The organism is Psychrosphaera sp. 1_MG-2023 (assembly GCF_030548245.1).
GTDB classification, from domain to species: domain Bacteria; phylum Pseudomonadota; class Gammaproteobacteria; order Enterobacterales; family Alteromonadaceae; genus Psychrosphaera; species Psychrosphaera algicola.
This window is the reverse complement of sequence record NZ_JAUORW010000009.1, coordinates 97,861-110,348: the sequence shown is the minus strand read 5'-3', so window position 1 is coordinate 110,348 and position 12,488 is coordinate 97,861. Positions and strand designations below refer to the sequence as shown.

The 12,488-nt window shown below is 39.7% G+C and carries 10 protein-coding genes; 3 read left to right on the top strand and 7 right to left on the bottom strand.

Annotated features, from left to right (window positions below; all coding sequences use genetic code 11):
• Window positions 1–15 precede the first annotated feature (15 nt).
• From Q4575_RS10380 to Q4575_RS10360, 5 genes are all read right to left on the bottom strand, one after another.
• Window positions 16–1,161 carry an alpha-hydroxy acid oxidase gene (locus Q4575_RS10380; protein WP_303522853.1) on the bottom strand — a complete coding sequence of 382 codons (1,146 nt, stop codon included), beginning with the start codon at window positions 1,159–1,161 and terminating at the stop codon, window positions 16–18.
• 105 nt (window positions 1,162–1,266) lie between these two features.
• Window positions 1,267–2,928 (bottom strand): nucleoside transporter, encoded by a 1,662-nt coding sequence (locus tag Q4575_RS10375; RefSeq protein WP_215963692.1) that lies wholly within the window; start codon window positions 2,926–2,928, stop codon window positions 1,267–1,269.
• Window positions 2,929–3,107: 179 nt separating this feature from the next.
• The gene (gene rhaI, locus Q4575_RS10370; protein ID WP_215963693.1) at window positions 3,108–4,400 is read right to left on the bottom strand and encodes an L-rhamnose catabolism isomerase; all 1,293 of its coding nucleotides are present in this window, start codon (window positions 4,398–4,400) and stop codon (window positions 3,108–3,110) included.
• A 23-nt stretch (window positions 4,401–4,423) separates the two neighbouring features.
• Window positions 4,424–6,616: a bifunctional rhamnulose-1-phosphate aldolase/short-chain dehydrogenase gene (locus Q4575_RS10365; protein ID WP_303522851.1), complete on the bottom strand. Its 2,193-nt coding sequence runs from the start codon at window positions 6,614–6,616 to the stop codon at window positions 4,424–4,426.
• 183 nt (window positions 6,617–6,799) lie between these two features.
• Entirely contained in the window at window positions 6,800–7,099 is a 300-nt protein-coding gene (locus Q4575_RS10360; RefSeq protein WP_303522849.1) for a hypothetical protein, read from the bottom strand.
• 606 nt (window positions 7,100–7,705) lie between these two features.
• On the opposite strand from Q4575_RS10360, the gene Q4575_RS10355 reads away from it, so the two are divergent.
• Window positions 7,706–8,755, top strand: coding sequence for a type IV toxin-antitoxin system AbiEi family antitoxin (locus Q4575_RS10355; protein WP_303522848.1), 1,050 nt, complete (start codon window positions 7,706–7,708; stop codon window positions 8,753–8,755).
• Window positions 8,736–9,026 carry a hypothetical protein gene (locus Q4575_RS10350; RefSeq protein WP_303522960.1) on the top strand — a complete coding sequence of 97 codons (291 nt, stop codon included), beginning with the start codon at window positions 8,736–8,738 and terminating at the stop codon, window positions 9,024–9,026. Before Q4575_RS10355 ends, Q4575_RS10350 begins: the two co-directional genes overlap by 20 nt.
• 356 nt (window positions 9,027–9,382) lie before the next feature.
• Here Q4575_RS10350 and Q4575_RS10345 read toward each other — a convergent pair whose 3' ends face one another.
• Window positions 9,383–9,745, bottom strand: coding sequence for a DoxX family protein (locus Q4575_RS10345; RefSeq protein ID WP_215963696.1), 363 nt, complete (start codon window positions 9,743–9,745; stop codon window positions 9,383–9,385).
• A 102-nt stretch (window positions 9,746–9,847) separates the two neighbouring features.
• On the opposite strand from Q4575_RS10345, the gene Q4575_RS10340 reads away from it, so the two are divergent.
• Entirely contained in the window at window positions 9,848–10,747 is a 900-nt protein-coding gene (locus Q4575_RS10340; RefSeq protein WP_303522845.1) for a LysR family transcriptional regulator, read from the top strand.
• Window positions 10,748–11,061: 314 nt separating this feature from the next.
• On the opposite strand, the gene Q4575_RS10335 is transcribed toward Q4575_RS10340, so the two are convergent.
• Window positions 11,062–11,709, bottom strand: a complete 648-nt coding sequence (locus Q4575_RS10335; RefSeq protein ID WP_215963698.1) for a HEPN domain-containing protein — start codon at window positions 11,707–11,709, stop codon at window positions 11,062–11,064.
• Window positions 11,710–12,488 lie beyond the last annotated feature (779 nt).

Below are 12,488 nucleotides of genomic sequence, written 5' to 3'. Positions count from 1 at the left end.
TGGTTGATTCGATCTTTAACGAAAACGCAAGTTGCTGCGAGTTAATTGGTCAAGAGACGTTACCCCCATCAATTTCATATCGCGTTCAATTTCAGCCCGCATTTGCCCTAATGCACGTTCAACTCCAGCTTGTCCAGCGGCTGCAAGTGGGAAAAGGTAATAACGCCCTAAACCAACCGCTTTTGCGCCTAGCGACAAAGCTTTTAGAACTTGCGTACCTCTCTGAACACCGCCATCCATCATCACATCCAAGCGGTCACCGGCGGCTTCAACAACCTCGGTTAATTGATTAAATGCGGTACTTGAACCATCTAATTGACGGCCACCATGATTAGACAAAATCACTCCAGTACAACCAGCATCCGCGGCAAGCTTCGCGTCAGCGCCTGACATTATACCTTTTAAACAAAACTCCCCATCCCAAAATTCAGCGAGTTCAGCTACATCATCCCAATTCATTGTTGGATCTAACATTTCAGTAAAGTAACGCCCAATCGAAGTTGCTCCACCACTCATGTCTACATGTGATTCTAGTTGCGGCAGTCTAAATTTTTCATGAGTTACATAATTAATGCCCCACATCGGTTTCATGGCAAATTGCATCATACCGCCTAAAGTCAATTGCATAGGGATAGAAAAGCCTGTTCTTAAATCACGCTCTCGATTGCCCCCTGTAATGCTGTCCACAGTTAACATAAGGACTTCAACGCCAGCCGCTTTCGCCCTTTCCAACATAGCTCGATTTAGTCCTCGGTCTTTATGAAAATAGAATTGGAAAACCTGTGGGTTTTTGTGTTTTTCTCTGATTTCTTCCATTGCCACAGTTCCCAGTGACGAGACGCCAAACATTGTGCCATATTTTTCAGATGCAGCAGCTACAGCTCGTTCACCTTTATGATGAAAGAGCCGCTGTAAGGCGGTCGGCGAACAATATACCGGTAAATCTAGTTTTTGCCCCATAACGGTAACAGACATATCTACAGATTCTACTCCCCTTAAAACATTCGGGATCAAATCGCACTTATCAAAGCAACTTGTATTATTTCTATATGTGACTTCATCGTCGGCACCGCCGTCAATATAGTTAAAAATAGGGCCCGGCAATCTACTTTCCGCTAATTTACGAAAGTCTTTAAAGTTATGGCAATTTTTTAGACGCATGGGGAGATCAACTCTCTTGTTAATTTTAGAAGAGTTAAGGGGGAAGTCCCCCTATAACTTGTTAAACGGTGTATTGAAAAGTTTTACTTCTATCTTGGCAATGTACTATTGAGTGCTATTTGACTTCAAATATGCATATGTAGCGGTGACAAAATAAACTAAAGTAGGGATAATTAACCAAGAGGTGACAATTTCAATATTCGTATTTGCGTATGCTAATAAACCTAACAAAGCACATGCGACTAAAGCCCCCCAAGACACAAATTTAGCTAATGTTGCATTAAGTGGGATTATTTTAACCGCATCTTCTGCGCCATTCGTAGGGCCAGCTAAGTAAACCGCTTCTTTAGCCTTGCGATCAGACTCTGCTTGTTCCGCAATTGCAGCTTCAGGGTAAGTTTCTTTTGCTCCCATAACTGACGCTAAGGCAACGTACATAGCTGTAGCAAAAATCCAAAGTGGCACTAAAATAAAGAACAAGTGCAATACTCCAGCTTGCTCCACTGCAATTCCTACCAACATAGAAACAACCCAGGTAGATAAAGCAGCCCAATTTGTAGTGTTGCCCTTATAACTTGACCAATAGCGAGTTAAACCTATTTTATTAAACAACCAATGTTCAGCGACAATAATAGCGCCAACAGGTGCCAACAATAGTCCCATGTAACCGACAAAACCTAGCAAACCTGAAAACACAAATGGAGAGCAGGCAATGATAGTCGTTATAATACCTACGACGATCGTAACGCGAGTACGTCCCCACGATTGATTTAATGAACTAAAAGCGAGTCCTGCACGATAAATAGTCGGGTTTGACGTTGTCCAACCAGCAATTATTACGGCCAAAATCCCTGATGTTCCTAGTGCTGTATATGCAACTGACCCCGGATCAATTGCTGTAATAGTGGTATTTAGCAATATCGCAGCTCCGGCCCCCATAACACCTGCACAGATCCAAGCAATGTAGTGACCAATAAACATACCAAGCGCAGAGAAATATCCATATCTAGGACTTTTTGCAAAACGTAGGAGTGTCATATCCCCTAAACTGCCATGCATCGCCAAATTAGCGACCCATGCAAAAGCAATTACATGCATAATACCAATATCACCGGTCGTTTTTTTCCAAATTGAATCACTAGCAACTGTTAAAAAGTCGTTAAAACTGTTGATACTGTCGACATTTGCTGTGGCCGCAACGGTTGTTGGCATCATGACAAAAGCACCAACGATAAACATTAAAATCATCCAAGGAGCACATACCTCAGCAAATGCAGCCAATTTCTTGAAACCTTTCACTGCCATATAAACCACTACGGCACCAACACCGAGCACAACCGCTACAAATCGCCAATCTGTTGGAAAGTAGCCAACTTGATCTGGTATCCCAAAAGGGATCCGAACTGCCGATGCGGAAACCGTTATCATCGCCCCAGCCAAAACACAAAACAAAATGCCGTTGATAACACTGTAGAATCTGATGGTTCCGGGTCCAGCAATTTTCTCTAAATATGCATACAAGGTTAAACGAGTGTCGGTTGCAATAGGAGCTGTAACGAGTCCCCAGGTTAACACTGCTAATAAGTTACCAATTAATAACCCAACTAATACATCAACTGCTCCAACCCCCCAAGATACAAATAATGCGCCAATAACAAATTCTGTTCCGGCCACGTGTTCCCCGGCGTAAGAAGCTGCGAATGTTTTGGGGCCCTGCAGTTTTTCTGCCGATACCGGTACTGATTCAAATTCTTCTGCTGCTGACATGATGCTCTCCAAACAAATAGCTTTTTACCACTGGGTATAAGCCTTTTTATAATTTTATTTTGTATTGCCTTAAGCTGTTATGAAGATCGCTAAAAGGTTTTTTATTAAAAAGCACGGAAACCTGCAAAGACCCCCGTGCATATAGCTAATCACATATATAACATCTAGTGACCGTCGTTCTAAACAATCCCAGAGCCATTGCCACCGCTATTAGGACGCTCAATACCAGCCTGTGCTCGATAGCCTGACTTGCGATAAACAGCGATTGGATCAATTGCCCCACCTTTACGTAAACGAGCCATTTCTAATATTGGCGATACGTCTGTAGTAAAGGCCTTTTTCAATGTATTGCTACACATAAGCGCATCATTTTCAGTTTGATAACCACTTAACTTCTCGCGATCAACGATAAGTGCTGATACATAAGAACGTTGTACACTAGCCGCAGAGTTCATTAAACTTTCAATTGGGTCTGTCACGTTATGAGATTGATCTAACATATAATTAGGCCCAAATTCAGCTTGTTGACGATATTCTGCATCAACTAATTCATTGAAAATAAGGAACTGTTGATATGGATGCAAACTGCCGCTATCTAAATCGTCGTCGCCATATTTAGAGTCGTTGAAATGGAAACCACCAAGTTTCTTAAATTGGATCAAACGTGACACAATCATTTCAATGTTAACGTTAGGTGCATGGTGACCTAAATCAACAAGCGACTTAGCTTGAGGTCCAAGTTCCATCGCTGCTAATACATTACTTCCCCAGTCTTGAATAATCGTTGAGTAAAATGCAGGTTCAAACATTTTATGTTCGATGTGGAGTTCCCAGTCTGAAGGCAGGCCAGCATAAATCTTTTTCATGCTTTCTAAATAACGCTCAAAAGCATGTTGAAAATGTTGTTGACCTGGATGATTAGAACCATCCCCAACCCAAACAGTTAATGTTTTTGAATCTAGTGCTTTACCATATTCAATACAATCAAGGTTATGTTGAATAGCAAGGTCACGTGATTCTTGGCTGGTGTTGCTCAAGCTACCATACTTAAAACTATGTTCTTGTCCCGGCTGATCTTGGAATGTATTTGAATTGATAGAATCCCATTTCAGGTTCAGGCTGTCCGATGTTTGTTTCAACTCAGAGAAGTCATCCACTTTATCCCATGGAAAATGCGGAGAAACACGTTCAGTACACTGAGATAAGTCGTTAATAACCGCACTATCTTCTAGCTTTTCCCAGATATTACGAGGTTCACCCTCACCAGGGAAACGCGCAAAACGCGTTCCGCCTGTACCAGTTCCCCATGAAGGAACGGCAATTTGAAATTCTTCCGCTTTCGCTGTGATTTCATCAATATTGATACCGTCACGTGATAGCTTGTTACCAAGTGCTTGATAATCTTCTTGTAAATTGGCTTCTAATTTTGCATTTTCTTCTGCAATTAGCCCTTTATCGATACGTTGCGTCATAATAATTCCTATTTTCTCGTAACTTAGCGTAAAAACGCTTCGTGTAAACCACCGTCTACACTGATAATTTGACCTGTAGTTTTGCTTAATTGCCCAGACACCATCAAATAAGCTGCCTCTGCTTGGTCTGCTGGGGTAATTGGAGATTTAGTTAATGTGCGTTGGGCATAAAAATTAGCCAACTTGTCACGTAATTCGTCATCAGAATCTGATTCAGAAAAATCAACGCTGTATTTAGTTAATGAAGCGATGACTCGGTCACGAGGGAACATCGTACTGCCTTTCACAACAGTTGCAGGAGCTAAACCATTAACATTAACTAGCGGTGACAATTCAACAGCAAGCTCTCGTACTAAATGATTAGCCGCAGCTTTCGACGTATCATAAGCAAGAGAACCTTTCTTTGACACTGCTGCATTTACACTAGTTGTAAGAACTAATGCGCCTTTTAACCCTTGAGCTTTCCAAATTTCATTTGCTTCGGTACCGACGATATAGCCACCTTTTACATTTACGGCAAAGCTCACATCAAACTGCTGATCGTTACTCATACCCGATTGACCAGGAGCCAAAAATACACCTGCCGTAACGATAACTTTATCAATACCACCATAGGCTAAAATTACTTTTTCAAACATTTTCTGAACGCTTTCACGATCAGTAATATTCACTTCTTGAGCAATAGCAGGACCACAACCAGAGATCCCTGTCCCCGCGACACCGATACCTTGACCATAAATTGCCGCTAATTCATCAGCAGTTTTTTGTGCAGCGTCAAAACGTAAGTCGGCACAAACAACATGAGCCCCTTCTTTTGCAACTCTAAATGCGGTCTCTTTACCAATACCGTCACCAGCACCAATAACCACAACGATATCGCGAGCTAACGGTGCTTCTTTAGGCATCCGCTGTAACTTCGCTTCTTCTAAAGCCCAATATTCGATATCAAATGCTTCTTGCTGTGGTAAGGCTGTATATTCGCTAATTGCTTCAGCACCTCTCATGACTTCAATCGCACAGTTGTAGAACTCTGTCGTAACTCTCGATTCAGATTTGTTTTTACCCCAACCGATAATACCAACACCCGGAATTAAGATAACCGTTGGACTTGGGTCTCGCATCGCAGGAGAATCATCGCGTTTGCAGCTATTATAGTATTTTGCATAGTCTATTCGATATTGCTCAATACCAGCGTTAAGTTTTTCAACTAAGGTTTCAAAACTGTCTTGTTGAGGGTTAAAGTCAACGTAGAGTGGTTGAATTTTAGTACGTAAGAAATGATCTGGACATGAAGTGCCTAATTTAGCTAAACGAGGTGCGTCAACACTATTAACAAAACGTAACGCAGTTTCGTCAGTTTGAACCGTTGCAATAAATTTCACTTTATTAGATAGGATACCGCGAGCTACTGGTAAAAATTTACGAAGTAATTCCGTGCGTTTATTGTCTGGCAAACTTTCTACTTTGGCACCGCCAAAAGTCAATGCGCCTTTATCGTGTTCTTCGATATAACTTGCTGCTGTTTCAATAACCCATAATGACGTCTCGTAACAACTTTTACTTTCCGACTCCCAGTTAGTATGACCATGTTGCCCCAACAGAATTCCGATACTGTCAGGTTTTGCAGCATAAGCATCTTCACATACTTTTGCCGCTTCCCAACCTGGGCGCATCCAAGGTACATAAGCCATCTTTCCACCCCAAACTTTTTCAGTTAAGGCTTCTTGATCTTTACAAGAGGCAATTGCAATAACAGCATTTGGGTGTAAATGGTCAACATGCTTTTCCGCAATCATGGAATGAAGTGGGGTGTCAATTGAAGAAGCACGCGGGTTCAAACAAAAGTTACAATGTTTGTACATGCCAATCATTGCATCTTCGCCAGATGATTTATAACCTGTTACCGGTTGCTTTCGGTAAGCACCGTCTAATGCATTTAATTTACCTTGGTATAAAGAAGAGAAATTTTCTTTCTTCGCAGTTCGTAAATCACCGCCTGAACCTTTCACCCAAAGGACTTCAACCTCTTCCCCTGTTAATGGATCAGTTTCCATTAACTTCGCTGACGTATTGCCACCACCAGTGTTTGTAATGCGTTGATCTGCACCCAAAATGTTTGAACGGTACACTAGGCTATCTAGGGGAGATAACCCCTCAGCGACTTCATCATCCCAGTTGTAATCCACATATAGGTATTTGTCTTTTTTCATTGTCATTCTTTGTCACTCCCACTTAAAAAGGAAATCATGCGATAAATTAAATTATTTCACTCAATACTACCTCCAATTTAAACACAGTCAAGCATTTTCAATCATTTTAAGTCACCACGGGATAAATCAGATAAATTTCAAACAATTCAAGTCAAGCATTGTTTGTGTTATCAATATGAGCGAATAGATCTAATTATGGATTGCAATGGGTGCAACACGATGAAAATGAGAGCTATTTTTTAGCTGTAATTTAGTAAACTTATCTACTTGAGCACTACACTCACAAATACTAACGAGGATAGATTTGACATGAGAAAGGCGTTGCTCTTCTAAGCAGGAGCCAAAATATTTGATTAACAGCAGATCAACATCATAGTTGCCTTCATTAAACCGCATATCGTTTATATCGTCATGGTAATTCATAAACCGGCGGCTTATGTCATCAAGAATTAAAGATGCAACGGCGGCATTTAAAGTTGGTTTGTTCATATAAATTCCCTTTTTAAAATTGATTCAACTTTAAAAAGGCATGAGTAGGGAAAATTTTCACATTACGAAACTAATTAGTGGTGAGACCAACTTTTATATATGGAGAACACCATGAACGAAAACACGAACGTAATTGAATTATTTGGACAACGTCCGCCCATTGCAAACGATGAAGATTTTCTGGTTTTGTTAGATCGTGGCGATGATTACATCTGTTATGTGCGGAACTATATTTCTTCACAAGAGTTTATACTCGTCAGTAACAATATCATAAGCAAACTACCCGAAGAGTTAAGACCTATAACAAATGTGTTTTTATACTCGAACTTTCACGCACTGCGCCAATTTTAGTCAGACGTTCGACGGTACATCTTAGAGTCGGAGAACGGTTTGAAAATGTTCTATTTGTATTTCGATAGCTCAATAACCAGTTTCTTTGACAATCTCTGACTACTAGCCAGCAATGTATTTTGCTGGCTTTTCTTGTTCACTATAAACATTCGTTCAAAAATAATGAACATGACAATTTATTGAACAAACCTCTTGCTTTATGTTCAATTTATATTATTGTTCAATATTAATGAACAAAATTATTTATTGAACATCATGTTAGAAAAAGAATTAATTCACAATGCTATCGATAACTTAAATAAGCAAACTGGTTTAGGTATCGATTATCGTGTTTTTGAAGACGGAAATATCGATGGTGAGTTGGTATTGCCTAATGTACAACAACGATTGCACGTCGAATGCAAGAAGTGGCTAAACAAAGCTAACATACAAAAGTACCTTGCAGAATTAACAGTAAAAGACCTGAGCACTGATGTTGTATTAATTACTGAGTATATCAATCCAAATCAGGCTACTCGGTTAAAAGATCATAAAGTACCTTTCATAGATTTAGCAGGAAATGCCTATATCAATACCCCTCCTGTTTATATCGATATTCAAGGTAAAAAGCCGGAAAAGCCGACTCAAGAAATAACTTTGGCAAAACAACTAGGAAAAGCATTTCAACCTAAAGGTATGAAGGTGGTGTTTATGTTGTTAGCTCATCCTGAATTATTGAAAGAACCAATGCGCACCATTGCTGAGACAGCAGAAGTTGCTCTCGGTACAGTTAAGCAAGTGATCGACGATTTACTCTATCAAGGATTTATTGTTCAAAAAAACACTCGTAACAATAAGAACGCTATCAAAGAAATGATCAATCCGCAGGAATTACTCGACAAGTGGTTAGACGCATACCCAACAACCGTTGAAGCTAAACTAAATAAAGAAGTTTACACCACTGACAACTTAGAGATATTAAGGACTTTAGACCTCACCGACACTAATGCTTTGTGGGGCGGCGAATATGCAGTTGAACTATGCGACAACTACCTAAACGCAAAAGACTATCTGCTATATGTTCAGCCAGAGCATAAAAATCAAATTTTGAAAACTGCGAGGCTGCGTAAAGCTAAAACTAACGAAATTCTAAATAAAACTACTGCAAGAGTAATTCTTGCTGAACCACCTTTAGGGATCAGAAAGATAGAAGGTAAACAAGATAATATGGCGCATCCATACTTTATTTATGCAAACCTACTCGCTAGCCTAGAGCCGAGGAATATTGATGCAGCAAGGAAGTTTTATGAAAACCACATCGCTTAATGTTGTTGGCAAGCTACTAGAAGGACTAGTAGAGCTTTATCAAATTATTTCTAGCCATACAGACGCTCTAGATATCCCATACTTAGTTGTTGGCGCAACAGCTAGAGACATCATTTTACATCACGGTTTTGGAGCGGCTATTGAGCGCGGTACACGTGATGTAGATTTTAGTATTCGAGTTAGGCCGCATCAGCATAGTGGCGGTTTGGCACCAAATGAGTCAGAGAGAAGATACTGGCTAAACTATAAAACCGTGGCCAAAAACAGTTGACCACTACACATAGTATTCGACAAAAAGACGCGATGGATATTTACTATCTAACCAAACATTACTCAAAAAACAAAAAAACACCAAAAACTACTACAAAGCCACTACAAAACCACCGTATATATGAAACATTGTCGAAACCGCCAAAGCCAAGGGTTTGACGCCTTCGATTAAATCCTGATTGGCCTAAACGAACACTGCTACTCAGAGCTAGAGATCGAAAATTTAGTGGTCTGAAATGTAAACCTTAAGTGTTGATCACCAGACGTTTACTAAGGGCCTCTTCCGTGAGAAATAAAGTAAATCGGTAATGGCTCAGTTATTCGTCGGTCATATTAAGATTTATAAGAGCTAAGTATTTATATTGGATACCAGATAGCATTTCGCTTTCTAGCAATAACTGCGTAAATAGCTAAGGCAATAAATACAATAGAAGGCACTGCTGAAGGCACTTCATATGCGATATGGTAATAAGTCGCACCAATCATTATCGGAATGAGTCCTGTTGCCGCCAATGCAGTCCACTTGCGAATAAACATCGCAAGACCGGCAAGTAACTCTGCTAGGCCAATAAAGTAACCAAACCACTCTGGCAGCCCCATTTTTGCAAAGCTTACATGAAGCTCAGGTACTCCAGCAAGTTTGGCGGCGCCAGCCATTATCATCGATAGTCCTAGTAAGACAAATGGCAACCAAGACAAGGTTATTTTCAATTTATTCATAAATTCCTCAATTCATTGTTAATTTCAATAAGGAAAGTTTAATTAAATGAGTCGATAATATATATTGATAATATTTTATACTCTTGATTAGAGATATTTATCATGATTACCATTGACCAATTAAAAGTTTTAGAGGCTATTGCAGAAGAAAAGTCGTTAAGGGCCGCTGCAAGTAGATTGCACAAAACCCAACCCGCTTTGAGCCACTCAGTTAAGCAACTTGAAGTGCAATTAGGCTTAGCGCTTTTTACTCGTGATAGTTATAGATTAAGCTTAACTAGCGCTGGAAAATCAATATATCAAATGGCTCAAAAAGCCCTACGAGATGTGTCCCAAATTGAGCAATACGCAAATCATCTAAATCAAGGAAATGAAGCAAACATTGTTATTGCGGTTGAAGCGGCTTTCCCTATTGAGCCGCTGTTTTCTGCATTTGAACAAGTTCACAATAATTTTCCTTCAACGCAACTTTCAATAACACAAGAATATGTGACTGGTGCATTGCAACTTGTCTCAGAAGGAAAAGCGCAAATAGCAATAACGGCTGCCCCTTTAGACTACTTATCCAAGTTTAGTGGGCTTATTGCAATAGAACTATCCAAAGGTGAAATGGTTAATGTCGCTACCCCACAATTGCTTGATAAATATAAACCATTTAATTCAATAGAATCTTTGATAAATGAAAATCAGATCATTGTTAAAGATACAGGCGAAATAACCAAAGACGTAGAATTAAACACACAGTCTGGCCAAAGCTGTTGGTACGTGAATAACTTTGAAGCGAAATTAAAACTAATTTGTCATAACTTAGGATGGGGAATGCTACCGAGACATTTGGTATCCCAACACATTATTTCTGGAACCTTGCAAGAAATTAAAGTTGCAGATAAAGAAAGCTCAATGACTTTTCCATTTTGCCTAGTGAAAAACAAATCACATCTTCTAGGCCCTGTAGCGACTGAAATTTGGCGCACCCTATCAGAACTTGATTTAGAAGAATAACTATTATTTTGTGTCTAAGGTGAGTCAGTAAATGAGAAAAATAAAGAGGAAGACCTAGAAATTTTGCTCTTTGAGCTATTCATTATTTCTAAGTCTTTTGAAATAGCTAAGGTTCAAATAAACACAATAGGACCTAATGCAATTAATATAAAAAGGCTAGTTTGTATTAGACGTCAAATAATTTTGCACGGACCTTGCCGCCAATTACCTGTACTAAATTTGTACACACCCACCAATTTAATTTTTCAAATTACTTGAGGATTTGTGATTAAAAAGCACACGTCATTGCAAAAACGGCCCAATGTTATGCGCCACTAATCTAACATCGGGTAATGGGCTTCGCCCCACATCGCGCCGGGGTTATCCATCATAATATCGATGAGTATGGGGGACAGTTTTGATAGAAAATTGACTGCGTCTCGGAGTTGCTCGCGGTTTGCCGAGCTATTCCAGGTGGCACCGCCGTGGATAATTTGATTTCGAAGGGTGTACAACCTCGCTAAAATCACAGTTAGCAGTGCAGGGCTGTCATTGCGTGATAGTGCTTTATTTGCTTTGGATTTTGCTGCAGAAAATTTGTCCCGCCATTCTTGCTCGGTGATCTTGCCATTATGGTGATCCCAAAACGGTTGGAACACATATTGATTGTCAATTAAGAGTCGAATACTAGAGGTAAACTCACTCCAAAGTAACTGATGGAGTTGTTGGTTTTTATCTAAACCGCAGAGTTTTTTTATAAAGAGTTGGAAGGTTTCTAATTCACTAAATTTTGAGGATTCTAGGCCCTGAGCGTAGGCGGCGTTAAACGATATCCAAAGAAAAACAAACTGTGCATCTTTGTCGTCGTCACATTGCTCGGCTTTATTGAGCCAAGACAAGGCTCGGTGAACGCGCAAACCATGGGCATCTGGAAACCCGTGTCGAAGTAAACGCTGTTTATCCTTTAACAATTGATAATTCATAAATTCCCTTTGCTATCAACCAAACTGCTACTTTTGATTAAACGCCTTTTCTTTATTGTAAGCAACACCCCATTGGTATTTTTAATTGCTTTTAAACCTAATTAATATTTATAAAAGGCTAATTATTGAATTGAGTTACGCTATCATTTTACGTGTCACTTTAAACTATTTAGGTGTCTTTTAATCAGAAAACACTGCGCTTAACCGACATATGAGTGTGCTCATCTATTACATCCGTCAAACCACTAATAGGGTTTGTTTACTTATAATGTAGCTTTAAAATCTTTGTTGCTGCCCCACGTTAAGCGCGTAAAGCCATAACTGCCGTAAAAATCGTTTTAAATCTCCCAACGCCCTATGTGTTCAAAGAAGCTATCCAGCCCCTGACAGTCCATTCTGAATGTCGCCTATTTTGCTGTTTGAATCCAATGGCAGTCCTCTAATTTTTAGCGGTTATCAACAATAGAAAGTTAAACCAATGGGAACGGTGGAGTGGAGTTGATTTGTTATTAACTTTGTTTGGTCGCATTAGCCTACTTGAGGTTAGTTCTGACTCTCTTACCCTGTGTATTTTAGGGACAAACTTAAGATCGAATAACTGCAGGTAACGTCAACAAACTGAGGCTTCATCACATTGCGGAAATAAATAAAAAGCAGCCTCAACCCAAAGATGATGTCTATATATATTATACAGAACAATAAATAGCCAAATTTACATTAGCGCGTTATATTTAGGTCTAAGGTGTTGATTTTATGTCCACCAATGTTTAGGGACAAAT

Coding starts and splice junctions, on each gene's coding strand:
- Q4575_RS10380 (WP_303522853.1), bottom strand. CDS start 1,161: ATGCGTCTAAAAAATTGCCATAACTTTAAAGACTTTCGTAAATTAGCG.
- Q4575_RS10375 (WP_215963692.1), bottom strand. CDS start 2,928: ATGTCAGCAGCAGAAGAATTTGAATCAGTACCGGTATCGGCAGAAAAA.
- rhaI (WP_215963693.1), bottom strand. CDS start 4,400: ATGACGCAACGTATCGATAAAGGGCTAATTGCAGAAGAAAATGCAAAA.
- Q4575_RS10365 (WP_303522851.1), bottom strand. CDS start 6,616: ATGACAATGAAAAAAGACAAATACCTATATGTGGATTACAACTGGGAT.
- Q4575_RS10360 (WP_303522849.1), bottom strand. CDS start 7,099: ATGAACAAACCAACTTTAAATGCCGCCGTTGCATCTTTAATTCTTGAT.
- Q4575_RS10355 (WP_303522848.1), top strand. CDS start 7,706: ATGTTAGAAAAAGAATTAATTCACAATGCTATCGATAACTTAAATAAG.
- Q4575_RS10350 (WP_303522960.1), top strand. CDS start 8,736: ATGAAAACCACATCGCTTAATGTTGTTGGCAAGCTACTAGAAGGACTA.
- Q4575_RS10345 (WP_215963696.1), bottom strand. CDS start 9,745: ATGAATAAATTGAAAATAACCTTGTCTTGGTTGCCATTTGTCTTACTA.
- Q4575_RS10340 (WP_303522845.1), top strand. CDS start 9,848: ATGATTACCATTGACCAATTAAAAGTTTTAGAGGCTATTGCAGAAGAA.
- Q4575_RS10335 (WP_215963698.1), bottom strand. CDS start 11,709: ATGAATTATCAATTGTTAAAGGATAAACAGCGTTTACTTCGACACGGG.